The organism is Parvibaculum sp. (genome assembly GCF_045863935.1).
Classification (GTDB): Bacteria; Pseudomonadota; Alphaproteobacteria; order Parvibaculales; family Parvibaculaceae; genus Parvibaculum.
In genome coordinates, this window is record NZ_BTVP01000021.1 from 1 (window position 1) to 22249 (window position 22249).

Genomic DNA, 22249 nt, shown 5'->3' on the forward strand with positions numbered 1-22249 from the left:
GGCCGGGTCATGACGGTTAAATTCGGGATTGAAAATTAAACCGGACGGCAGTGGGATGACACTGAATTTTTATTGTCCACGGAGTAACTGAGGCAATCGCACCGACGATTGCCTCCTACTCCGAAACCACGCCTTCCGGTGCCGCTTCGAGGTCGAAGGCGGCGGCCATGAGGGCTTTCGTGTAGGCCGTCTTTGGATGATCGAAGACCTCGTCGGCGCTGCCGGCCTCCATCACCTTGCCGTCCTTCATCACGATGATGTCGTCGGCGAGTGCGCGCACGACCTTGAGGTCGTGGCTGATGAAGAGATAGGCGAGGTTGTTCCTGCGTTGCAAGTCGCGCAGCAGATCGACGATCTGCGCCTGCACCGACATGTCGAGGGCGGATGTCGGCTCGTCCAGCATCACGAAACGCGGATCGAGCGCCATGGCGCGGGCGATGGCGATGCGCTGGCGCTGGCCGCCGGAAAACTCGTGCGGGTAGCGGTCCTGCATGGCCGGGTCGAGGCCGACATCGGCGAGCGCCTGCGCGACGCGGGCACGCCGCGCCTCTGCCGGCATTTCGGGCTGCTGGATCTGCAGCCCCTCGCCGACGATCTGCGAGACCGACATGCGAGGCGAAAGCGAGCCATAGGGGTCCTGGAAGACGATCTGCATGTCGCGGCGAAGCGGACGCAGCTCTTTCGATTTGAGGCCCTGAATGTTCTGCCCCTCGAAACGGATGCCGCCCTCGCTCGAAAGAAGCCGCATCATGGCGAGGCCGAGCGTCGTCTTGCCGGAGCCGGATTCGCCGACGACGCCGAGCGTCCGTCCCTGCCGCAGCGAAAGCGAGACGCCGTCCACCGCCTTGATATGGCCGACTGTCTTTCTGAGAAGGCCGCGCCGGATCGGGAACCAGACCTTGAGATCGTCCGTCTCCATGACCACGGGCCCGTCCTTCGGCGCGCCGAGCGAGCGGCCCTTCGGCTCCGAGGCGAGAAGATGTTTCGTGTAGTCGTGTTTCGGCGCGGTGAAGACGTCTTCCGCCGGCCCGTGCTCGACGATCCGTCCCTTCGTCATCACGTTCACGCGGTCCGCCATTTTGCGGACGATGCCGAGATCATGCGTGATGAGGAGGAGCGCCATGCCCATCTCGCGCTTGAGCTCCGTGAGGAGCGCAAGGATCTGCGCCTGCACGGTCACGTCGAGCGCGGTGGTCGGCTCGTCGGCGATGAGAAGGTCGGGCTCGTTCGCGAGCGCCATCGCAATGATGACGCGCTGGCGCTGGCCGCCCGAAAGCTGGTGAGGATAGGAGGCGAGCCTTTCTTCCGGGTTCGGAATGCCGACGCGCGTCAGAAGATCGAGCACGCGCGCGCGCACGGCGGGACCGCGCAGGCCCTTGTGCTCGATCAGCACTTCGCCGACCTGCCGCTCGATCGTGTGCAGCGGGTTGAGCGAGGTCAGCGGCTCCTGAAAGACCATGGTGATCTTGTTGCCGCGGATCTGGCGCATCGTCTTTTCGTCGGCACCGATCAGGTTCTTCCCCTCAAAGAGGATTTCGCCCGACGGGTGGAACGCCTGCGGATAGGACAGAAGCTGCATGATCGACAGCGCCGAGACGGATTTGCCCGAACCGGATTCGCCGACAAGGGCGACCGTCTCGCCGGGGCGGATGTCGAAGGAGACCTTGTCGACGGCGATGGTTTCTTCTCCGTCCATGCGGAAGCCGACGGACAGGTCTTTCACGGTGACGAGGGGCGCGTTCATCGCAGCACCTTGCGGGGATCGAAGGCGTCGCGCACCGCTTCGCCGATGAAGATGAGAAGGCTCAGCATGGTTGCGATGGCGAAAAAGCCGGTGAAGCCGAGCCAGGGCGCCTGAAGGTTCGCCTTGCCCTGCTGCAGAAGCTCGCCGAGCGAGGGCGAACCGGGCGGCAGGCCGAAGCCGAGGAAGTCGAGCGCGGTGAGCGTCGTGATCGAGGAATTGAGAATGAAGGGAATGAAGGTCAGCGTCGCCACCATCGCATTGGGCAGCAGGTGGCGGAACATGATCTTCGCGTTCGACAGGCCGAAGGCGCGCGCCGCGTTCACATATTCGAAATTGCGCGCGCGCAGGAATTCCGCGCGCACGACGCCCACCAGCGCCACCCAGGAGAAGAGCAGCATGATGCCGAGCAGGATCCAGAAATTGGGCTCGATGATCGCGGCGATGATGATGAGGAGGTAAAGCTGCGGCACGCTCGTCCAGATTTCGATGAAGCGCTGGAAGATGAGGTCCGTCCAGCCGCCGAAATAGCCCTGAACGGCGCCCGCCGCCACGCCGATGATCGAGGAGAGAACGGTGAGCGTGAGCCCGAAGAGAACGGAAATCCGGAAGCCGTAGATGAGCCGCGCCGCGACGTCGCGGCCCTGATCGTCCGTGCCGAGCCAGTTGTCGGCGGAAGGCGGCGAGAGCGCCCGCCTGTCGAGATTGATGGTGCGGTAGGAATATTCGATCAGCGGCCAGACGATGATGCCGCCGGTGTCGTGGATCAGCTCCTGCACATAGGCATCGCGGTAATCCGCCTCCGTCTCGAAGAAGCCGCCGAATTCCGTTTCGGGATAGGCGATGAAGACGGGGAAATAGGCCTCGCCCTGATAGGTGACGAGAAGCGGCTTGTCGTTGGCGATGAGTTCGGCGAAGAGCGAGAGCACGAAGAGCGCCGCGAAGATCCACAGGCTCCAGTAGCCGCGCCTGTTGGCCTTGAAGTTGCGCCAGCGCCGCTGGTTGATGGGACTGAGGGGCCGCATGTCAGACCTCCCTCGTCTCGAAATCGATGCGCGGGTCGACCCATGTATAGGTGAGGTCGGAGAGGAGGCTGATCACGAGGCCGAGCAGCCCGAAGATGTAAAGCGTCGCGAAGACGACCGGATAGTCGCGGTTGACGATCGACTCGAAGGAGAGAAGCCCGAGCCCGTCCAGCGAGAATATCTGCTCGATCAGCAGCGAGCCGGTGAAGAAGGCGCCGACAAAGGCGCCGGGAAAGCCCGCAATGACGATGAGCATGGCGTTGCGGAAGACATGGCCGTAGAGCACCTGGCGCTCGGAGAGGCCCTTCGCGCGCGCGGTCATCACATATTGCTTCTTGATCTCGTCGAGGAAGGAATTCTTGGTGAGCAGCGTCGTCGTGGCGAAGGAGCCGATGACGAGCGCCGTCACCGGCAGGACGATGTGCCAGAGATAGTCGAGCACCTTGCCCGCAAGGCTCAGGCTCTCCCAGTTGTCGGAGGTGAGGCCGCGCAGCGGGAAGACCGACCAGTAGGAACCGCCCGCGAAGAGCACAATCAGGAACACGGCGAAGAGGAAGCCGGGGACCGCATAGCCGACGATGATGACGCCGCTCGTCCATGTGTCGAAGGGGCTGCCGTCGCGGATCGCCTTGCGGATGCCGAGCGGAATGGAAATCAGATAGGTGAGGAGCGTCGTCCAGAGCCCGAGCGAGATGGACACGGGCAGCTTCTCGGCGACGAGGCCGAGGACGCTCACGTCGCGGAAATAGCTCTCGCCGAAATCGAAGCGCGCATAGTTCCAGATCATCATGAGGAAGCGCTCATGCGCGGGCTTGTCGAAGCCGAACTGCACTTCCAGCGATTTCAGGAATTCCGGATCGAGGCCCTGCGCGCCGCGATACTTGCTGTTGATCGAACTGTCCGCGCCGGACATTTGCGCCTGCGCGCCGAAATCGCCGCCGGCCGAACCGCCGATGCGCGCGGTGGCGGACACCTCCGTGCCCTGAAGCTGCGCAACGATCCGCTCGATCGGCCCGCCCGGCGCGAACTGGATCAGCGCGAAGCTCACAAGCATGATCCCGAAGATGGTCGGGATCATCAGAAGCAGGCGGCGGATGATATAGGCGGACATGGGGCTATCGATCCTCGGTTCCGGCGGCCCACCAGGTCGCGAGCACGCCGCGATCATATGCCGGTTTCGTTTCAGGCCAGGCGAACTTGTCCCAGAAGGCGAGATTGTGGACGTTCTTGTGCCATTGGGGCACCCAGTAATGCCCGGCCCTGAGCACGCGGTCGAGGGCGCGCGCGGCCACGATCTGCGCCGCGCGGGTCGGCGCGGCGATGACCTTTTCGATCAGCGCGTCGATGGCGGGGCTCGAAATGCCGGACAGGTTGCGCCCGCCGGGGATTTTCGCGAAGTCGGATGACCAGTAGCTGCGCACTTCGACGCCGGGCGTGAGGCTCAGCGAATAGCGCTGCATGACGACGTCGAAATCGTAATTGTCGCGGCGGAGCTGATATTGCGAGGAATCGATCTGGCGGCTGCGCGCCTCGATGCCCAGCAGGCGCAGGTTCTTGGCAAGCGGCGCGACGAGGCGCTCGACCATGGGATCGTTGTCGAGGAATTCGATGGAAAAGGCCTCGCCCGCCGCATTGCGCCGCGCACCATCGGCGATCTTCCATCCCGCCTCGTCGAGCAGCGCCGCCGCGCGGCGCAGAAGCGCCCTGTCCTGACCCGAGCCATCGCTTTCGGGCGGCGTCACGGCGGGGCCGAACACGGCGTCCGGCACCTCGCCGCGCCAGGGCTCGAGCAGCGCCAGTTCGTCCGCATCGGGTTCGCCCGTCGCCTTCATCGGCGAGTTCTCGAAATAGCTCTCGGTGCGCTTGTAGAGATCGTAGAAGAGGTTCTTGTTCGTCCAGGTGAAATCGAAGGCAAGGCCGATCGCCTCGCGCACGCGAATGTCCTGGAATTTCGGCCGCCGCGTGTTGAGGAACCAGCCCTGTGCGCCGGATGGCGTGTCGTCGGGCAGGGTGAGCAGCTTCACGCGGCCATCCTTCACGGCGGGGAAGTCGTATTCGGTCGCCCATGTCTTCGAGGTGAATTCCTCGCGGAAGAGATAGCCGCCCGCCTTGAAGGCCTCGAACTGCGCGGTCCGGTCGCGGAAATATTCGAAGCGCACCGTGTCGAAATTCCACTGGCCGCGATTGACCGGCAAATCCTTCGCCCAGTAATCCGCCACGCGCGCGTAAGCGACGAAGCGCCCGGCGCGGATATCGCCCACCTTGTAGGGGCCGCTGCCGAGCGGCGGGGTGAGCGAGGCGTCGGCAAAATCATGTTCCGTGTAGAAGGCCTTCGAGAAGATGGGCAGCGTGCCGGCGATGAAAAGCGCCAGGTCGCGCGTCTGTTTGCCCGTCAGCGTGACGACGAGAGTGCGCTCGTCCGCCGCCTCCGCCGAGGTCATCTCCTTCACGTTCTGCGCGATCAGCGGATGGCCTTTTTCCTTCAGCAGCATGAAGGAGAAGGCGGCGTCTTCCGCCGTGAGCGGCGTGCCGTCATGGAAGTGGGCGCCGTCGCGTAGATGGAAGGTGAGCTTGTTGCCGTCATCCGATATCTCGACGCTTTCGGCGACGAGACCGTAAAGGGCGTCGGGCTCGTCGAAGGCGCGCACCATCAGCGTGTCGAAAAGGAGGTTGAGCCCCTGCGGCGCGTTGCCTTTGAGGATGTAGCCGTTCAGCGTGTCGAATGTATAGAAGGAGGCGTTATAGGCGGCGGTGGGGCCGATTTGCGAAAACGTGCCGCCCTTCGGCGCTTGCGGGTTCACGTAGTCGAAATGCGTGAAGTCCGGCGGATATTTGAGCTCGCCGAAAATCGACATGCCGTGCCGCCTTGCGCCTTCCGTGGCGCGCGCAAGCGACAGCGGAAACGACGCAGCAGCGAAGGCGCTTGCCGTGAGCGCGAGCACCTGCCGCCGTGTCGGCACGCGAAAGCCCTTCATTCGGCCTCGTCCGGCTTGGGGGCGGGGGGCGGCGCGGCCTCGTCCGCCCACCAGATCGCCGGGAAGCCGATCGCATAAGGCGGCATCTTTTCGGGATGCTTCAGCCGCGACCAATAGGCAAGCCGCGTATTGGGCGAATACCATTGCGGCACGACGTAGTGCCCGGAGAGCAGGACGCGGTCGAGCGCCCGGCTCGCCGCTATGAGGTCCGCGCGGTTCGTCGCGTAGATGATGCGGTCGATGAGCGCCTCGACGGCCGGATCGCAAATGCCGGCGGTGTTGCGGCTGCCCGCCGTCTCCGCCGCCTCGCAGCCCCAGAATTCGCGCTGCTCGTTGCCGGGCGAAAGAGACTGACCGAACGTGTCGATAATGATGTCGAAGTCGTAATTGTCGGTGCGGTTCTGATATTGCGGCGTATCGACGGTGCGCATCGTCGCCTCGATGCCGAGCTTCTTCAGCGACTGCTGGAAGGGCGCGACTACGCGTTCGAATGTGGGCTGGTCGAGCAGGAACTCGACCTTCATCGTCGCTCCCGCTTCGTTGCGGAGCTTTCCCTCCTGCACCGTCCAGCCCGCTTCCTTCAGAAGCCCGGCTGCCCGGCGCAGATTGTCGCGGTTGTTGCCGCTGCCGTCGGTCTTCGGGTTCTCGTAGACCTCGGTGAAGATTTCGGGCGGCAGCTTGTCTTCATGCTGCTTGAGGATCGCCAGTTCGCGGCCCTCGGGAAGCCCTCGTGCGGCGAGTTCCGAATTTGCAAAGTAGCTGCCGGTTCGCGTGTAGGAACCGTAGAAGAGGTTCCTGTTCATCCACTCGAAGTCGAAGGCCCAGTTGAAGGCCTCGCGCACGCGGGCATCCTTGAACTTGTCGCGGCGGGTGTTGAAGACGAAGGCCTGCATCCCCGCCGCGTTCATCGTGCGGATTTCTTCCTTCTTCAGGTCGCCTCGACGGACCGGCGGAATGTCGTATTCGGTGGCCCAGTTCTTGGCGCTGTTTTCGATGCGGAAGTCGACACGGTCGCCTTTCAGCGCCTCAAGCGCGACGGTGCCGTCCCGGTAATACTCGAATCTCATCCGGTCGAAATTGTTCGTGCCGACATTCACCGGCAGGTCTCGTCCCCAGTAATCCGGCACGCGCTCATAGGTGACGGAGCGGTTGGGCGACACCTTGCCGACGCGATAGGGGCCGCTGCCGAGCGGCGGTTCGAGCGTCGTCTCCGCAAAGTTGCGCGGCTGGCCCTTGGCATTCTGGCCCGTCCAGTAGTGCTTCGGCAGAACGGGCAGTTGCCCGACGATCTGCGGCAGCTCGCGATTGCCTGTCTGGTTGAAGGTGAAGGTCACTTCGTGAGTGGCGGTCTTCTCCGCCTTCACCACATTGGCGTAATAGGCGTTGTAGAAGGGGTGGCTTTTCTTCAGCGTCTCGAAGGTCCAGACGACGTCATCGGGCGTCACCGGCTTGCCGTCATGCCACTTCGCCCGCGGGCGCAGCGTATAGGTGACGGAGGAATAATCCTTCGGATGACGGACGCTTTCGGCGATGAGCCCGTATTCGGAAGCCGGCTCATCGAGGCTCGACGTCATCAGCGTGTCGTAGATCAGATTGATGCCGGCCGCCGGCTGACCCTTGACGATGAAGCCGTTCAGGCTGTCGAAGGTTCCGAAGGCGCCGTAGCGCAGCATGCCGCCTTTCGGCGCTTGCGGATTTACATAGTCGAAGTGCTGGAAGTCGGGCGCGTATTTGAGTTCGCCGAAGAGCGAGGAGCCGTGCCGCGGTATGGTGGGGTCGAAATTCTCCGCCTCGACCGCCTGCGTGACGATCTCGTTTGGCCGTTCCGATGTTTCGCGGGCGGGTTCCACGGAGGCTTCGCCAGCCGCCCGGTCTTTGTCTTGCACGGCGGGGCGCGCCATATCGGCATCGCGATCCGGCGCGCTGTCACCCGAGAAAAAGAAAATCGCCGCAATCACCAGAATGATGATGGCCGCACCGGCAAGGACCGGTTTGGTCATGAAACCACGCACACTCATCCTCCCTCTTGCCCGGCGCGGGACGCCGAACATATCGGGCCGCCGTGCCGCGCCCCCTCGATTGGCTTCTTATTGTGACCTGTTTTAGACGTTTTAGCCCATTAAAACAAAGTCATCCGGGTGAGCGGCGCGAGCAGGGAGCGACAAAAGAAAACGCGCCCGGATTGCTCCGGGCGCGTCCTGAAAACCTTGTGCTGTCGAGGGCTTATTCGGCGGCGGGCGCTTCCGCCTCGGCAGGTGCCGCTTCCTCGGCGGGCGCCGCTTCTTCGGCCGGGGCCTCGGGCAGCGGCTTGTTGGAGCCGAGCGAGTTCAGATAGACGAGAAGGTCGGCGCGCTCCTGCGGCTTCTTGATGCCGGCGAAGCTCATCGCCGTGCCGGGGATGTAGCCGCGCGGATCGGCGACGAAGTGGTTAAGTTCTTCGAAGTTCCAGACTTGGGAAGACCTCTCCTGCATCGCGGCGGAATAGGCGAAGCCTGCCATGTGGGCGTGCTTCGCGCCGACGATGCCATAGAGGTTCGGGCCGATGCGCGCCGGGCCGCCTTCCTCGAAGGTGTGGCAGGCGGTGCACTTCTTGGCCGCCTTCTCGCCGCGGCCGGCATCGGCCTGCGCGAGCAGCGTCGCCAGCGGCACTTCCTTGGGGGCCTCAGCCGCCTCGCCGCCGCCTTCGCCGCCCTCTTCGAGGGACGCCACGGCATAGGCCTGCGGATTGGCTTCTTCCGTCTCGTAGAGCGTCTCGGCGAGAATGGACACGGCAAGAATGAAGAGGACGGAGCCGAGCACCGCGCCTGCAAACTTGTTGAATTCGAAAGAGTCCATAAGCTCCTGCTCCGGCCGGTTCGTTATGTGGTGATCGGGTAGCCAGGACGGCTGAACAGGCAAAAAATGCGCGTTTCCGCCAATTAGCGAGGCCCCCGCGGAATTGGCGCGGAGATTAGCCGCTTCCGCCGTTGCGCCGCAAGCCGTATAAGTGCGCCAAATCCGCGTGTATCAAGGAAAAATGCACAGCCATGGCGCAGCGGGGCACTCGCGGCAGGGCGCCGGGCTTGTGGTACCGGCAGGGGTTGCGGCGATCCGCCGCACCGCGGGCAAGATCGGGAAGAGAGGGGCAAGTCGATGGCTGAGCGAGCGAAGACCGGGGCAGGGGACAGGGCCGGACACCCGCTGGTGGTGATTCCCGCTCGCATGGCCTCGACCCGGCTTCCGGGCAAGCCCCTGGCCGATATCTGCGGCGCTCCGATGATCGTTCAGGTCTGGCGCCGGGCGATCGAGGCCGAGGTCGGCCGGGTCGTCGTCGCCGCGGCCGAAGCCGAAATCGCCGAGGCGGTGCGGGCGGCGGGCGGCGAGGCCGTTCTCACCGATCCGGACCTCCCTTCGGGCTCCGACCGGGCCTGGCAGGCCGTCAGCGAGGTCGATCCGGAAGGCCGGCATACCGTCATCCTCAATGTTCAGGGCGACCTGCCGACGCTCGACCCGGCACTCATCCGCCGGGCCTATGAGGCGCTCATTCGTCCGGGTGCCGACATTTCGACGCTGGCGGCGGAAATCTCCGACGAGGAGGAACGCACCAACCCGAACGTGGTGAAGGTCGTGACCTCCTTCGGTGAAAGCCGCCTCGCGCGCGCGCTCTATTTCACGCGCGCCACGGCGCCTTGGGGCGATGGTCCTCTCTATCACCACATCGGTCTTTATGGATATCGCCGCGAGGCGCTTGCGCGTTTCGTCGCGCTGCCGCCTTCGCCGCTCGAACAGCGCGAAAAGCTTGAGCAGTTGCGCGCGCTCGAAGCGGGCATGGCGATCGAGGTGGCGCTCGTTGACACCGTTCCGCTCGGTGTCGATACTCCCGCCGACCTTGAAAAAGCCCGCACGGCGCTATCCGGGAGACCTGCACGATGACGGATACCGCCAACGCCGGCACGCTGATCGCTTTTCAGGGCGAACCCGGCGCCAATTCGCATATCGCCTGCCGCGAGGCTTTTCCGGACATGGTGGCCCTGCCTTGCGACACGTTCGAGGACGTGTTCGCGGCGGTGCAGGAGGGACGCGCGCGCCTCGCCATGATCGCGATCGAGAATTCGCTCGCGGGCCGCGTCGCGGACGTTCATCACCTCATTCCCGGCACCGGCCTCTACATCGTGAGCGAGCATTTCCTGCCCGTGCGCCATCAGTTGCTGGGCCTCAAGGGTACGAAGATCGAGGACATCAAATCCGTGCACAGCCATGTGCATGCGCTCGGCCAGTGCCGCCGCGCGATCCGCGAACTCGGCCTGAAGGCGGTTGTCGCCGCCGACACGGCGGGCGCGGCGCGTCAGATCGCGGAAGCGGGCGACAAGTCGCAGGCCGCCATTGCAACGGCGCTAGCCGCGGACATCTACGGTCTCGATATCCTGCGGGCGAATGTCGAGGACGCGGCGCACAACACGACGCGCTTCATCATCATGGCGAAGGAGCCGGACGATGCCGGGCCCGACGAAGGCCCCGTCATCACGAGCTTCATCTTCCGCGTGCGCAACGTGCCGGCCGCGCTCTACAAGGCGCTGGGCGGCTTCGCGACCAATGGCGTCAACATGACGAAGCTCGAAAGCTACCAGCTTGAGGGCACCTTCAACGCCAGCCAGTTCTACGCCGATATCGAAGGGCACCCGGACTCGCGCAACGTCCGCCTCGCGCTGGAAGAACTCGAATTCTTCACGAACGAGCTGCGCATCCTCGGCATCTACAAGGCCCATCCCTACCGCGCGGCGATTGCGGCCGGGTAATCAGACCTTTCCTTCCGCAAAGGCCTTCACGAGCTGGTGCGCGATGGCGAAAGGCGGCGGGAACCAGGCCGTGCCGTCGCCCTTGCCGGCGAGGATCGCCTGCGTCTCTTCGCGTGTGAACCAGCGTCCGCCGGAAAGCTCGATGCCGTCGATCTCGAAATCTTCCGAATCGGCAATCGCGTGGCAGCCGATCATGAGCGACGAGGGATAGGGCCAGGGCTGCGTCGAGTGATAGGTGACGGACGAGACCTTGATGCTGGCCTCCTCGCCGAGTTCGCGGGCCACCGCCTCCTCGATCGATTCGCCGGGCTCCACGAAGCCCGCCAGCGCCGAATGCATGCCCTTCGGCCAGATATTCTGGCGCCCCAGGAAACATTTGCCGTCATGGATCGCCAGCATGATGACGACGGGGTCCGTGCGCGGGAAATGCTCCGCCTTGCAGGAGGGGCACTGGCGCTTGTAGCCCGCGTCCGCCATCTCGCTCCTTGCGCCGCAGACCGAGCAGAAGCCGTGGCGGTTGTGCCAGTCGATCATCGACTTCGCCTGCGCCATGATGGCGAGTTCGGTCGGCGTGATCTCGCCCGCCATGGCGACGGCGCGCAGATCCTCAAAGGCGCCGAGCCCCTTCAGGGCGGGGTGGTTTTCCGGATCCTTGAGCCCGCTCACATCGGCCGCGAAGAGCGCCTTGCCGCGCTTGTTGATGCCGAGAAAGACGACGCAGCCATCGCCCGCGAGTTCCGGAATGAGCGCGGCGCGCATCCAGCCGATATCCTTGCCCTCGCCGGGGCTCGCCTCCGGCAGCACGAAGGGCTGCAGCTTCCACATCGGCACGAAGAGGCTGGTCGGGCTCGCGAGCTGCTCCTCGATCCAGGTCTTGTCGGTGCGGCGGTAGCTGGCGCGGTCGAGCGGGTTGTTGGCGAAAATATTCGGGTTTTCGGGCAGGGCCATCGGCGTTTCCGGATTGGTTTGTTGAATGGCGGGGTGGCGCAGACTGGCACAGCGCGTAAATCCGCTCAATCTCCTTGGACGGCCCCGATGATTCGGGGTCAAGACCTTGCATCCGCGGCCCGTTCCCCTGATATAGTCCCCCTCGGGAGGCTGGCGCGGACGAGTCCCTCGCCAACCCGGTCAGATCCGGAAGGAAGCAGCCGTAACGAGTTTCTCTCGGGTCGCTGTCCAGTCTCCCACCCGTTTCCCCCGTTCAAGCCGAAGAGGAGCGCGCGATTTCCATGACCGACAGCGTGGAAAATCCCGCTCTCGAAGAAGAGGCGCCCCATGTGCCCGATCCGGCGACGGAGCCGGGCTTCGACCTTGGCGGCGGCCCCGCGCCCGCGCGCGCACCCGAAGCCGGTTATCAGGTGCTCGCCCGCAAATACCGCCCCCGCGTCTTCGAGGACCTGGTCGGGCAGGAGGCGATGGTCCGCACCCTCAAGAACGCCTTCGAGACGAACCGCGTCGCCCATGCCTTCATGCTGACCGGCGTGCGCGGCGTCGGCAAGACGACCACGGCGCGCATTCTCGCCCGTGCCTTGAACTACGAGAAGCCCGGTGTCGACGGCCCGACCATCCATATGGACGGGCTTGGCGTGCATTGCGAGGCGATCATGGAATCGCGCCACGTTGACGTGATGGAAATGGACGCCGCCTCGCGCACCGGCATCGACGACATTCGCGAGATCATCGACAGCGTGCGCTACCTGCCGGTTTCGGCGCGCTACAAGGTCTACATCATCGACGAAGTGCACATGCTTTCCAAGCAGGCTTTCAATGGCCTGCTGAAGACTCTGGAAGAGCCGCCGGCGCATGTGAAATTCATCTTCGCGACGACGGAAATCCGCAAAGTCCCGGTGACCGTGCTGTCGCGCTGCCAGCGTTTCGATTTGCGCCGCCTCTCGGTCGAAGAACTTTCGGGCCTGCTCGGCAGCGTCGCCGGAAAGGAAAATGTCGAGGCGGAGGATAACGCGCTTCGGCTCATCGCCCGCGCGGCGGACGGCTCGGCACGCGACGGGCTCTCGCTGCTCGACCGCGCCATCGCCCATGCCGAAGGCTCCGTCCGCGAGGCGGATGTGCGCGACATGCTGGGCCTTGCCGACCGCGCCCGCATCTTCGATCTCTTCGATCTCCTGATGAAGGGCGATATCGCGGCGGCCCTGACGGAACTGCGCGCGCAATACGATGTCGGCGCCGATCCCGCCGTCGTGCTTTCCGATCTCGCCGACCTCACGCATTGGCTGACGCGCCTGAAGCTCGTCGAGGGCGCGAGCGAGGATGTCGCCATGTCGGAGACGGAGCGCCAGCGCGGCAGCGAGATGGCGAAGAACCTGCCGATCCGCGTGCTCTCGCGCACCTGGACCATGCTCTTGAAGGGTCTCGCGGAAGTGCAGGGTGCGGCCCGGCCGATCGCCGCCGCCGAGATGGTCATGGTGCGTCTCGCCTATGTCGCGGACGGACCGAGCCCGGAGGAACTGGTCGAGCAGATGAAGGGCGGCGGCGGTTCGGCGCCCGCGCCATCGCGGGCTTCCGCGCCTTCGCCCGACGGACCGCGCGCGCAATTGCGCTCCGTGTCGTCGCTGCGCTCCGAGCCGCGCCCTTCGCCCGTGCAGGCCGCGCCCGTCCTCATGCTGTCGAGCATAGAGGATGTGCTGAAACTTCTTGCCGAGCGCCGCGAGGTCAAGCTCAAGGGCATTCTTGAAGCGGGCGTGCGCGTCGTGAGCTTCGAGACGGGCCGCATCGAGATCAGTCCGCTCGAAGGCACGCCGAACACGGTGGCGAACGAACTTTCCGACGCCTTGTCGAAGGCAACGGGCCAGCGCTGGTTCGTTTCCGTCGCTCGCGCCACGGGCGCGCCCGCGCCGACGCTGCGCGAACAGGCGCAGACGCGCGAGGAAGCCGCGAAGGAAGAAGCCCGCGCCGATCCGCTGGTGAAGGCGGCGCTTACCGTTTTCCCCGGCGCCGAGATCGTCGATGTGCGCTCGCCCGATCTCGTCCTGCCCGCGGGCGAAGAGGTCATGCCCGCCGACCCGGACGATCCCGGCATCGACCCGGACGCGATGGCCGCCGATTACGACAGCAGGGAGTTCGACGCGTGAAGAATATGTTCGACATCATGAAGCAGGCGCAGCAGCTTCAATCGCGCATGCAGAGCCTGCAGGCCGAACTCGAAACGGCCGAGGTCGAAGGCCGTGCGGGCGGCGGCCTCGTTGCCGTCGTCATGTCGGGCAAGGGCGAGGTGAAGAAGGTCTCGATCGATCCCTCCCTCATGAAGGAAAACGAGCGCGAAGTGCTCGAAGACCTGATCGTCGCCGCGTCGGCCGACGCCAAGGCGAAGGCCGAAGCGCTCGCCGCCGAAAAGATGAAATCCGTCACCGGCGGTCTGGCTCTCCCGCCGGGCCTCGGGCTCTGAGGACATGGCCGTCACCGGTCCCGAGATCGAGCGCCTGATCGGGCTCCTCGCGAAGCTGCCCGGCCTTGGCCCCCGCTCCGCGCGCCGCGCCGTGCTTCAACTCATCAAGAAGAAGGAAACGCTGCTGATGCCGCTCGCGCAGGCGATGGCGGAAGCGGCGGCGAAGGCGCGCATCTGTTCGACCTGCGGCAATGTCGACACGCAGGACCCCTGCGCCATCTGCACGGACACGGCGCGCGACCCGCATGTGCTCTGCATTGTCGAGGAAGTGGGCGACCTCTGGGCGCTCGAACGCGCCGGCGCGCACAAGGGCCGCTATCACGTGCTGGGCGGCGTGCTCTCCGCGCTCGACGGCGTCGGCCCCGACGACCTCAATATCGGCAAGCTGGTCGAGCGGCTCTCGGGCGGCGAGGTGAACGAGATCGTGCTCGCGATGAACGCGACGGTCGACGGCCAGACGACCGCGCATTACATCACCGACCGCATCTCCGGCCTCGGCATCGCCGTCACACGGCTCGCGCATGGTGTGCCGGTGGGCGGCGAACTCGATTATCTGGACGACGGCACGCTGGCCGCGGCCATGAAGTCCCGCCGGCCTTTTTAAAAGAGCCGCCTAGCTCTTCGCCCAGTAGTTCCGCGTCATCGCGAAGATCGCGGGCGAGAGGATGAGAAGCGCGATCAGGTTCGGGATCGCCATCATCGCGTTCAGCGCATCCGCGAGCAGCCAGATGAAATCGAGGCTGGTGATCGCGCCGACCGGCACCGCCAGCACCCAGACGATGCGATAGGGCACGATTGCCTTGATGCCGAACAGGAACTCGACCGCCCGTTCGCCGTAATAGCTCCAGCCGAGCAGCGTCGTGAAGGCGAACAGCGCAAGCGACACGGCGACGATCAAGCCGCCATAGGGAATGCCGGCCTCGAAGGCCGCGCTCGTCATGACAGCGCCATTGGCACCGCTCGTCCAGACGCCCGACGTGATGATGACGAGGCCTGTCACCGTGCAGACGATGATCGTGTCGATGAAGGTGCCGAGCATGCCGACAAGGCCCTGCTGGATCGGATCGTCGGTCTTCGCCGCCGCATGCGCGATGGCGGCGCTGCCGAGGCCCGCCTCGTTCGAGAAGATACCGCGCGCGAAGCCCCAGCGGATCGCAAGCATGACCGTCGCGCCGAGAAAGCCGCCTTCCGCGGCGACGGGATTGAACGCGGACTCGAAGACGAGAGCAATCGCGCCGGGAATGGCCGCGTAATTTATCGCGAGGATGATGAGACCCGTGCCCATATAGAGCACGATCATCGAGGGCACGAGCATGCTGGCCACATCGGCGATGCGACGGATGCCGCCGATGAGCACGAGGCCGACAACGACCATCAGCACAAGTCCGGTGATCTCGACGGGAACGGCGAAATTGTCATGGAGGGCGAGTGCAACCGAGTTCGCCTGCACGCCGTTGCCGATGCCGAAGCCCGCGAAGGCGGTGAAGATAGCGAAAGCCGGCGCAAGCACCAGCGCCAGTTTCGGGAACTTCGCGCCGACGCCGTTCTTGATGTAGTACATCGGCCCGCCGACGTGATTGCCGAGTTCGTCGACCTCGCGCCAGGCGATGGCGCAGACGGCTTCGGAATATTTCGTCGCCATGCCGACAAGTGCGATCACCCACATATAGAAGAGCGCGCCCGGCCCGCCGAAATAAATCGCGGTCGCGACGCCCGCGATGTTGCCGGTGCCGACGGTGGCGGCGAGCGCGGTCATCAGCGCCTGGAAGGGCGATATGTCGCCTTCGCCCTTCGAGGGTTGGACGGCGAGCTTGAAGGCTTCGGGGAGTTTCCGCCAGGGAATGAAGCGCAGGCCGATGGTGAGGAACACGCCGGTCAGCGCAAGCGCGCCGAGCATCCACGGGCCCCAGAGATATCCGTCCACCATGTCCACGAAATCGTGAATCGCCTGCATGCCGTGCCCCCCGTCGGATGTCGCCCGGTCCGGCATGCGCGCCCCGCGCCGCCGATATTCCCTGCCTCGTGGGAGCCTAGCAAAGAAAGCGCGGGCGGCGACCGCTTTTTTGGCGAATTATGCGCGGCGCGGCCGTGAAATCAGCTGGTCAGCAGATCGCGCTTGGCGGCGGCCGGGGCGAGCGCATCGGTGTCGCCATCGCCAACCTCGACTTCTTGAATTTTTTCGCCTCGCCGGGAAATTGAGTCGGTTGACGTCCTGATTTGACGAATGTCCTTCTCGGCCAACTCAAAATGCCTCTCAAGACCTGCGACACGTTCGGATAGGCGTCCGACATCCTCCATCAGCAGGCCGACATATTTCTGGATGACGCCCGCCTGCTTGCGCATCTCGACGTCCTTCAGCACCGCGCGCACCGTGTTGAGCGTCGCCATCAGCGTCGTCGGGGAGACGATCCACACGCGTGCCTGGTACGATTTCGTCACGACGTCGCCGAAATTCGCATGGAGTTCGGCATAGACCGCTTCCGATGGCATGAACATCAATGCCGATTCAGCTGTTTCGCCGGGCACGATATAGCGCTCCGCGATGTCGGCGACATGTTTGGCGATGTCGGTGCGGAACTGCCGCGCGGCGACGGCCCGCTCCGCCTCGTCCCTGGCGTTGCGAAGCGCGTGATAGGCATCGAGCGCGAATTTCGCATCGATCACGATGGAGCCCGGAGGATTGGGCAGGTGGATCAGGCAGTCGGCGCGCTTGCCATTGCCGAGCGTCGCCTGGAAGGCGTAAGCCGAGGGGGGCAGCGCATTCGTCACGATGTCCTGGAGCTGCACCTCGCCGAAGGCGCCGCGCGCCTGCCGGTTCGCGAGAATGTCCTGCAGTCCGACGACCTGACCCGAAAGCTGGGTGATGTTCTTCTGCGCTTCGTCGATCACGCTGAGCCGCGTCGTCAGCGTGCCGAGCGTTTCGGCCGTCTTCTGCGCGCTCGCCTCGAGGCTCTGCCCCATCCGCTGGCTGACGGTCTCAAGCCGTTCATGCAGCGTCTGCGTCAGCTCCACCCGCGTTTGCTGCTGGGCTTCCGCCATGGCGGCAATCCGGCCCATGAGTTCCGTCTGCTGGCGGGCAAGCTCGCTCACCTGCGGATCGGGCGCGTTTCCCCGCCCGCGCAGCAACAGGACCACAAGCGCGCCGATGGCCGCCGCGGCCAGCGCCACGGCCGCAATGACGAGGGTTTCACTCATTTTTCTCTCCCATGGCCCCGGACTATAGCCGATTCCCTCCGCTTCCCGCGCCCGGCTTGACCCCGTGCGCGCCCCGGCTTATCTGAAAGCCCATGGCGATCCGCGAAATCATCACCGCGCCGGACCCCCGGCTGAAGCAGCTCTCGACGCCCGTCGACCGGGTGGACGACGAGTTGCGCGCGCTCATGGACGATATGCTGGAGACCATGTACGACGCGCCCGGCATCGGCCTTGCCGCCATCCAGGTCGGCGTGCCGAAACAGGTCATCGTCATGGACCTGGCCCGCGAGGGCGAGGAGCCGCAGCCCCGCTATTTCATCAATCCGGAAATCCTCTGGTCCTCGGACGATACCTCCGTCTATGAGGAGGGCTGCCTCTCCGTGCCGGACTTCTACGAGGAGGTCGAGCGCCCGGCCCGTTGCCGTATCCGCTATCTCGACTATCAGGGCGAGATCCGCGAGGAGGATTGCGACGACATGCTCGCCACCTGCCTCCAGCACGAGATGGACCACCTGAAGGGTATTCTCTTCATCGATCACCTCTCGCGCGTGAAGCGCGAGATGATGCTGAAGAAGCTCGTGAAGCAGAAGAAACTCCAGAAGGAACCGGCTTGAGCACCTTGCGGCTCGCCTTCATGGGAACGCCGGACTTCGCCGTTCCCGTTCTCGCCGAAATCCTCGCCGCCGGTCACGAGGTGGTCGCCGTCTGGTCGCAGCCGCCCCGCAAGGCAGGGCGCGGCATGGCCGAGCAGCCCTCGCCCGTGCACCGCTTTGCCGGGGAACACGGCATTCCCGTCTTCACGCCCGTTTCGCTGAAAGGCGAGGCCGAGCAGCAGGCCTTCGCCGCGCTCGATCTCGATGTCGCGGTTGTCGTCGCCTATGGGCTGCTCCTGCCGAAGCCGGTGCTCGATGCGCCGCGTCTCGGCTGCCTCAATCTTCATGCCTCGCTGCTGCCGCGCTGGCGCGGCGCCGCGCCCATCCAGCGCGCCATCATGGCCGGAGACCGCGAGACCGGCGTCATGGTGATGCAGATGGAAGAGGGGCTGGACACAGGGCCCGTGCTTCTTGCCGAGCGCGTCGCGATCGCGCCGCGCGAAACCGCGGGAAGTCTTCACGACCGCCTGTCGCAGATCGGCGCCTCGCTCATGGTCCGCGCGCTCGCCGCCCTGTCGCGTGGGGGCCTTGAGCCGACGCCGCAACCGGAGACAGGCGTCACCTACGCGAAGAAGATCGACAAGGCGGAGGCCCGCATCGACTGGACGCGCCCCGCAAGCGAACTCGATTGCATCATCCGTGGCCTCACGCCTTTTCCCGGTGCTTATTTCGAAGTCGGCGAGGGCAAGGAGAAAACGCGCATCAAGGTGCTGCGCGCGAAGCCCGTCGCAAAATCCGCCAAGCCCGGCACGATCCTCGAAGCCGGCGAACACATCGTCGTTGCCTGCGGCGAGGGCGCATTGGAGATCGCGGAACTTCAGCGCGCAGGCAAGTCGCCCATGGCAGCGCGCGATTTCCTGCGCGGCTTTCCGCTCGCCGCCGGCGAGGTTCTCGCCTGATGCCGCGCTACAAGCTCACCATCGAATATGACGGCTCGCCCTTTGTCGGCTGGCAGGCGCAGACGAACGGCCTTTCCGTGCAGCATGTTCTCGAAGCGGGCTTCAAGGGCTTCTGCGGAGAGAATGTGAAGGTGAACGGCGCGGGCCGCACCGATGCCGGCGTTCACGCGCTGGGACAGGTCGCGCATGTGGACCTCGCGCGCGACGTCGCCTGCGACACGCTGCGCGATGCCGTGAACGCGCATATGCGTCCCCATCCCGTCGCGATTGTCGAGGTGGAAGCGGTGCCGGATACATTCGAGGCGCGCTTCTCCGCCGTGAAACGCCACTACATGTACCGGATCGTCAATCGCCGCGCGCCGCTGACGCTCGACCGCGGTCAGGCCTGGCTCGTGCACAAGCCGCTCGATGCGGATGCGATGCACAATGCGGCGCAGGCGCTGGTCGGCCGCCACGATTTCACGACTTTCCGTTCCGTCCAGTGCCAGGCGAAATCGCCGGTGAAGACGGTCGATGAAATTTCCGTGTCGCGCTATGCCGACGAGATCGAAGTGATCTGCCGTGCACGGAGCTTCCTGCACAATCAGGTGCGCTCCTTCGTTGGCACGCTGAAGATGGTGGGCGAGGGCAAGTGGACGCGCCGCGACGTCGAAAAGGCGCTCGCCGCAAAAGACCGCGCCGCCTGCGGCCCCGTCGCCCCGCCGGACGGGCTTTATCTTCTGCAAGTGGATTATGAGTGACGGGTTCTTCCGTCTGTCTCCAAAAAAATGTCATTGCCGGGCTTGACCCGGCAATCCAGGGAAGCAGGCACCGGGCAAGCGGCCCTTGGATGCCCGGATCAAGTCCGGGCATGACACTATTTTTTGGTTCTGGAAACCTCAATCCGGCTTGATATCCACAAGCTCGACGTCCTTTGCACGGATCGCCTCGCCGAAGAAGATGCCGCCGACGCGCGCGAAGCGTTCCGTGCTGTCGGTGGCGAGGAAGCGCGTCTTTCCCTTGCGCCGCCGCTTGGTCGCGAGGCCTTGATCGCGAAGCGCTTCTTCCACCGCCTTTGCGGTCGTCGCCGCCGAGTCGACGAGCTTCACGCCCTTGCCCGCGACCTTCCCGATGATGCGCGCGAGCACGGGGAAATGCGTGCAGCCCAGCACAAGCGTGTCGGGGGCGTTGCGTCCCTTGAAGAGCGGCGCGAGATAGCGCTTCGCCGCCGCTTCCGCGACCTCGCCTTTCGTCCAGCCTTCTTCCGCAAGGGTGACGAACAATCCGCAGGGCGCCTGCACGATTTCCGCGTCCGGCCTCAGCGCATGAATGGCGCGCGCATAGGCGCCGCCCTTCACGGTCGCTTCCGTCGCAAGGACGCCGATGCGGCCCGTCTTCGTCGCCTTCACGCCCGCCTTCGCGCCGGGCTCGATCACCCCGATCACGGGGATGGGCGCCAGCGCCTCCGTGAGCGGCCCGAGCGCGACGGCCGACGCCGTGTTGCAGGCGATCACCACCATCTTCACATCATGGCCGAGCAGATGCTTCGTCGCCTGCGTCGCATAGGCGGTCACCGTTTCCGGGCTCTTGGTGCCATAGGGAAGGCGCGCCGTGTCGCCCAGATAAACGAGGTCTTCATGCGGCAGTGCCGCGCGCAGCGCCTTCAGCACCGTGATGCCGCCGATGCCGCTGTCGAAGACGCCGATGGGCCTGTCGCTTTTGCCGCTCATGCTGAAACTCCCGCGCCGGGCATCAGAAGCATGCCGAGCACCTGATCGACGGAAAGGCTGAGAACGATCTCGAAAATGACGATCGCGATGGCGGGGCCCGTCTCCGCGCCCAGCACCTCGCGCGCGATCAGCCAGCGATACCAGGCAAGCAGCGCCAGCGTCGGCACCGCGAGCAGGAAGCCCGTGCTCGCCGGATAGAGACCGAGCGCATGCGGAACGAGCGGCAGCGCGAAGACGATGGTCGTGAACAGCGTGCCCCAGTTATAGGTGATGAGATAGGCCGTATAGGAAGATTGCAGCTTCAGCGCCCGCGCGATGCGCGCCATCGCCGCGAGGAAGAGCGCCCAGTAGAGAACGGTGCTCAATATCTCGGTGGTGATGAAGAGGCCGAAGGAAATGTCGCCGCCGATGTCGAAGGCTTCGCGCGCAAAGCGCCAGGAAAGCGTCGCGGTGAAGAAGACGATGGGCAGCGAGAGGAGCAGCGCGGTGAAGCTTCTGATCGCGCCGTCGGTGCTGATCTCGAAGCACGCCTGCGCGCGAGGATCCCTCATGGCGAGGCGCCAGGCGCCGGTCAACCCGTTGGTGATGTCGGCTGCGTTCAAGAGGCCCGTCCGGCGAAATAGCCGCGCAATATGGCTTCGTAGATATCGGCGAGGCGGCTGATATCGTCGACGCCCGCATTCTCGTCCGCCTTGTGCATGGTCGCATTGGGCAGGCCGAATTCGATGACGGGGGCGTAAGCGCGGATGAAGCGCGCGTCCGATGTGCCGCCGGTGGTCGAAAGCTCCGGCGTGATACCCGTCACCTTTTCGATGGCGGCTGCAATGAGCGCGGAGAAATCTCCCGGCTCCGTCATGAAGGCTTCGCCCGAAATCTTCGTCGTGAACTCGTAGCGCCCGCCCATTTCCTGCGTCACCGCGTCGAGTACCTTGCGCATCCAGAGATCGAGCCCCGCACCCGTATGCCGGTCGTTGAAGCGGATGTTGACGACCGCGCGCGCGACGCCCGGAATGACGTTCGTCGCCTTGTTGCCGACATCGACTGTCGTGATTTCGAGGTTCGATGGCTGGAAATGATCCGTGCCCTCGTCCAGTACCTGCGCATCGAGCCGCCGCAGCATTTCGAGCAGCCGCGGCAGCGGATTGTCGGCGAGATGCGGATAGGCGACATGGCCTTGCGTGCCGTAGACGGTGAGCCAGCCATTGATGCTGCCGCGCCGTCCGACCTTCACCATGTCGCCGAGCTTGTCGACGCAAGTCGGCTCGCCGACAAGGCAATGGTCGATCTTCTCGCCCCGGCTTGCGAGCCGTTCGAGCATCTTCGCCGTGCCATTGACGCTTGGGCCCTCCTCGTCGCCGGTGATGAGGAGGCTGATCGAACCCTGAAAGCCATCCGCCACCAGCCGCTGCGCCGCCGCCACGAAGCTCGCCACCGCGCTCTTCATGTCGGCCGCGCCCCGCCCGTAGAGCCGGCCCTGCCGCACTTCCGCGCCGAAGGGGTCGGCGGTCCAGGCTGCCTCGTCGCCCACCGGCACGACATCCGTGTGCCCGGCGAAGCAGAAATGCGGGGCGCCCGTCCCGAAGCGCGCATAGAGATTGTCGATGTCTGGCGTGTCGTCGTCGGAAAAACGCATCCGCTCGCAGGTGAAACCGAGCGGCTTCAGCCACTTTTCGAGCACGGCAAGCGCCCCCGCATCCTCCGGCGTCACGCTCGGACAGCGGATGAGTTCTCTGGCGATCTCAAGCGGATCGTAGGGCGAGGCGGGTGAGGCGGGCGCGTTCATGGGCCAAAGCTCTACCGTGCCCCCGCGGGAGCGTCAAATTCGGCTTGTGAGCCGAAAACAGCAGCCCGTCTGCAAATTCGTCATGGCCCGG

At 64.9% G+C, this 22249-nt stretch carries 20 protein-coding genes and 1 other RNA gene; 9 read left to right on the plus strand and 12 right to left on the minus strand.

Features of this window, described 5'->3' with window-relative positions:
* Positions 1–115: 115 nt before the first annotated feature.
* The 6 genes from ACKUUH_RS10290 to ACKUUH_RS10315 all read right to left on the minus strand — a co-directional run bounded on the left by ACKUUH_RS10290 (position 116) and on the right by ACKUUH_RS10315 (position 8576).
* Positions 116–1744: an ABC transporter ATP-binding protein gene (locus ACKUUH_RS10290; RefSeq protein ID WP_407949828.1), complete on the minus strand. Its 1629-nt coding sequence runs from the start codon at positions 1742–1744 to the stop codon at positions 116–118.
* Complete coding sequence (locus ACKUUH_RS10295) at positions 1741–2766, minus strand: ABC transporter permease (RefSeq protein WP_407949829.1); 1026 nt, start codon at positions 2764–2766, stop codon at positions 1741–1743. Before ACKUUH_RS10295 ends, ACKUUH_RS10290 begins: the two co-directional genes overlap by 4 nt.
* 1 nt (position 2767) lies before the next feature.
* Positions 2768–3877 carry a microcin C ABC transporter permease YejB gene (locus tag ACKUUH_RS10300; protein ID WP_407949830.1) on the minus strand — a complete coding sequence of 370 codons (1110 nt, stop codon included), beginning with the start codon at positions 3875–3877 and terminating at the stop codon, positions 2768–2770.
* Positions 3878–3881: 4 nt separating this feature from the next.
* Entirely contained in the window at positions 3882–5741 is a 1860-nt protein-coding gene (locus ACKUUH_RS10305; protein WP_407949831.1) for an extracellular solute-binding protein, read from the minus strand.
* A complete protein-coding gene (locus tag ACKUUH_RS10310) occupies positions 5738–7741 on the minus strand; it encodes an extracellular solute-binding protein (protein ID WP_407949832.1) in 2004 nt (667 codons plus the stop codon). The genes ACKUUH_RS10305 and ACKUUH_RS10310 overlap by 4 nt, the downstream gene beginning before the upstream one ends.
* Positions 7742–7964: 223 nt before the next feature.
* Positions 7965–8576, minus strand: a complete 612-nt coding sequence (locus ACKUUH_RS10315; protein ID WP_407949833.1) for a c-type cytochrome — start codon at positions 8574–8576, stop codon at positions 7965–7967.
* A gap of 297 nt (positions 8577–8873) precedes the next feature.
* Here ACKUUH_RS10315 and ACKUUH_RS10320 point away from each other — a divergent pair, with 297 nt between their 5' ends.
* Both ACKUUH_RS10320 and ACKUUH_RS10325 read left to right on the plus strand, forming a co-directional pair.
* The gene (locus ACKUUH_RS10320) at positions 8874–9653 is read left to right on the plus strand and encodes a 3-deoxy-manno-octulosonate cytidylyltransferase (protein ID WP_407949834.1); all 780 of its coding nucleotides are present in this window, start codon (positions 8874–8876) and stop codon (positions 9651–9653) included.
* Positions 9650–10516, plus strand: coding sequence for a prephenate dehydratase (locus ACKUUH_RS10325; RefSeq protein ID WP_407949835.1), 867 nt, complete (start codon positions 9650–9652; stop codon positions 10514–10516). The genes ACKUUH_RS10320 and ACKUUH_RS10325 overlap by 4 nt, the downstream gene beginning before the upstream one ends.
* On the opposite strand, the gene nudC is transcribed toward ACKUUH_RS10325, so the two are convergent.
* The gene (gene nudC, locus ACKUUH_RS10330; protein WP_407949836.1) at positions 10517–11464 is read right to left on the minus strand and encodes an NAD(+) diphosphatase; all 948 of its coding nucleotides are present in this window, start codon (positions 11462–11464) and stop codon (positions 10517–10519) included. It lies immediately after the preceding gene.
* 144 nt (positions 11465–11608) lie between these two features.
* Here nudC and ffs point away from each other — a divergent pair.
* The 4 genes from ffs (at position 11609) to recR (ending at position 14523) form a co-directional block, all read left to right on the plus strand.
* Positions 11609–11705: signal recognition particle sRNA small type (ffs, locus tag ACKUUH_RS10335), an RNA gene on the plus strand.
* Between the two features lie 40 nt (positions 11706–11745).
* A complete protein-coding gene (locus tag ACKUUH_RS10340; protein ID WP_407949837.1) occupies positions 11746–13605 on the plus strand; it encodes a DNA polymerase III subunit gamma/tau in 1860 nt (619 codons plus the stop codon).
* Positions 13606–13610: 5 nt separating this feature from the next.
* A complete protein-coding gene (locus tag ACKUUH_RS10345; protein ID WP_407949884.1) occupies positions 13611–13919 on the plus strand; it encodes a YbaB/EbfC family nucleoid-associated protein in 309 nt (102 codons plus the stop codon).
* 4 nt (positions 13920–13923) lie between these two features.
* A complete protein-coding gene (recR, locus tag ACKUUH_RS10350; RefSeq protein WP_407949838.1) occupies positions 13924–14523 on the plus strand; it encodes a recombination mediator RecR in 600 nt (199 codons plus the stop codon).
* Between the two features lie 9 nt (positions 14524–14532).
* On the opposite strand, the gene ACKUUH_RS10355 is transcribed toward recR, so the two are convergent.
* Both ACKUUH_RS10355 and ACKUUH_RS10360 read right to left on the minus strand, forming a co-directional pair.
* Complete coding sequence (locus tag ACKUUH_RS10355) at positions 14533–15873, minus strand: alanine/glycine:cation symporter family protein (RefSeq protein ID WP_407949839.1); 1341 nt, start codon at positions 15871–15873, stop codon at positions 14533–14535.
* A gap of 140 nt (positions 15874–16013) precedes the next feature.
* A complete protein-coding gene (locus tag ACKUUH_RS10360) occupies positions 16014–17114 on the minus strand; it encodes a DNA recombination protein RmuC (RefSeq protein WP_407949840.1) in 1101 nt (366 codons plus the stop codon).
* Between the two features lie 92 nt (positions 17115–17206).
* On the opposite strand from ACKUUH_RS10360, the gene def reads away from it, so the two are divergent.
* Genes def through truA form a run of 3 tightly spaced genes read left to right on the plus strand, consistent with a single transcriptional unit; the run spans position 17207 to position 19406 of the window.
* Positions 17207–17728 (plus strand): peptide deformylase, encoded by a 522-nt coding sequence (gene def / locus ACKUUH_RS10365; RefSeq protein WP_407949841.1) that lies wholly within the window; start codon positions 17207–17209, stop codon positions 17726–17728.
* 5 nt (positions 17729–17733) lie between these two features.
* Positions 17734–18666: a methionyl-tRNA formyltransferase gene (gene fmt, locus ACKUUH_RS10370; protein ID WP_407949885.1), complete on the plus strand. Its 933-nt coding sequence runs from the start codon at positions 17734–17736 to the stop codon at positions 18664–18666.
* Complete coding sequence (gene truA / locus ACKUUH_RS10375) at positions 18666–19406, plus strand: tRNA pseudouridine(38-40) synthase TruA (protein ID WP_407949842.1); 741 nt, start codon at positions 18666–18668, stop codon at positions 19404–19406. Before fmt ends, truA begins: the two co-directional genes overlap by 1 nt.
* Positions 19407–19544: 138 nt before the next feature.
* On the opposite strand, the gene murI is transcribed toward truA, so the two are convergent.
* Genes murI through dapE form a run of 3 tightly spaced genes read right to left on the minus strand, consistent with a single transcriptional unit; the run spans position 19545 to position 22158 of the window.
* Entirely contained in the window at positions 19545–20375 is an 831-nt protein-coding gene (murI, locus tag ACKUUH_RS10380; protein ID WP_407949843.1) for a glutamate racemase, read from the minus strand.
* Positions 20372–20977 carry a hypothetical protein gene (locus ACKUUH_RS10385; RefSeq protein WP_407949844.1) on the minus strand — a complete coding sequence of 202 codons (606 nt, stop codon included), beginning with the start codon at positions 20975–20977 and terminating at the stop codon, positions 20372–20374. The genes murI and ACKUUH_RS10385 overlap by 4 nt, the downstream gene beginning before the upstream one ends.
* Positions 20974–22158 (minus strand): succinyl-diaminopimelate desuccinylase, encoded by a 1185-nt coding sequence (gene dapE, locus ACKUUH_RS10390; RefSeq protein WP_407949845.1) that lies wholly within the window; start codon positions 22156–22158, stop codon positions 20974–20976. The genes ACKUUH_RS10385 and dapE overlap by 4 nt, the downstream gene beginning before the upstream one ends.
* Between the last annotated feature and the right edge of the window lie 91 nt (positions 22159–22249).

What these genes read in the sequence shown, in the direction of transcription:
- ACKUUH_RS10290 (WP_407949828.1), bottom strand. Translation starts at nt 1,744, where the DNA reads ATGAACGCGCCCCTCGTCACCGTGAAAGACCTGTCCGTCGGCTTCCGC.
- ACKUUH_RS10295 (WP_407949829.1), bottom strand. Translation starts at nt 2,766, where the DNA reads ATGCGGCCCCTCAGTCCCATCAACCAGCGGCGCTGGCGCAACTTCAAG.
- ACKUUH_RS10300 (WP_407949830.1), bottom strand. Translation starts at nt 3,877, where the DNA reads ATGTCCGCCTATATCATCCGCCGCCTGCTTCTGATGATCCCGACCATC.
- ACKUUH_RS10305 (WP_407949831.1), bottom strand. Translation starts at nt 5,741, where the DNA reads ATGAAGGGCTTTCGCGTGCCGACACGGCGGCAGGTGCTCGCGCTCACG.
- ACKUUH_RS10310 (WP_407949832.1), bottom strand. Translation starts at nt 7,741, where the DNA reads ATGACCAAACCGGTCCTTGCCGGTGCGGCCATCATCATTCTGGTGATT.
- ACKUUH_RS10315 (WP_407949833.1), bottom strand. Translation starts at nt 8,576, where the DNA reads ATGGACTCTTTCGAATTCAACAAGTTTGCAGGCGCGGTGCTCGGCTCC.
- ACKUUH_RS10320 (WP_407949834.1), top strand. Translation starts at nt 8,874, where the DNA reads ATGGCTGAGCGAGCGAAGACCGGGGCAGGGGACAGGGCCGGACACCCG.
- ACKUUH_RS10325 (WP_407949835.1), top strand. Translation starts at nt 9,650, where the DNA reads ATGACGGATACCGCCAACGCCGGCACGCTGATCGCTTTTCAGGGCGAA.
- nudC (WP_407949836.1), bottom strand. Translation starts at nt 11,464, where the DNA reads ATGGCCCTGCCCGAAAACCCGAATATTTTCGCCAACAACCCGCTCGAC.
- ACKUUH_RS10340 (WP_407949837.1), top strand. Translation starts at nt 11,746, where the DNA reads ATGACCGACAGCGTGGAAAATCCCGCTCTCGAAGAAGAGGCGCCCCAT.
- ACKUUH_RS10345 (WP_407949884.1), top strand. Translation starts at nt 13,611, where the DNA reads ATGTTCGACATCATGAAGCAGGCGCAGCAGCTTCAATCGCGCATGCAG.
- recR (WP_407949838.1), top strand. Translation starts at nt 13,924, where the DNA reads ATGGCCGTCACCGGTCCCGAGATCGAGCGCCTGATCGGGCTCCTCGCG.
- ACKUUH_RS10355 (WP_407949839.1), bottom strand. Translation starts at nt 15,873, where the DNA reads ATGCAGGCGATTCACGATTTCGTGGACATGGTGGACGGATATCTCTGG.
- ACKUUH_RS10360 (WP_407949840.1), bottom strand. Translation starts at nt 17,114, where the DNA reads ATGAGTGAAACCCTCGTCATTGCGGCCGTGGCGCTGGCCGCGGCGGCC.
- def (WP_407949841.1), top strand. Translation starts at nt 17,207, where the DNA reads ATGGCGATCCGCGAAATCATCACCGCGCCGGACCCCCGGCTGAAGCAG.
- truA (WP_407949842.1), top strand. Translation starts at nt 18,666, where the DNA reads ATGCCGCGCTACAAGCTCACCATCGAATATGACGGCTCGCCCTTTGTC.
- murI (WP_407949843.1), bottom strand. Translation starts at nt 20,375, where the DNA reads ATGAGCGGCAAAAGCGACAGGCCCATCGGCGTCTTCGACAGCGGCATC.
- dapE (WP_407949845.1), bottom strand. Translation starts at nt 22,158, where the DNA reads ATGAACGCGCCCGCCTCACCCGCCTCGCCCTACGATCCGCTTGAGATC.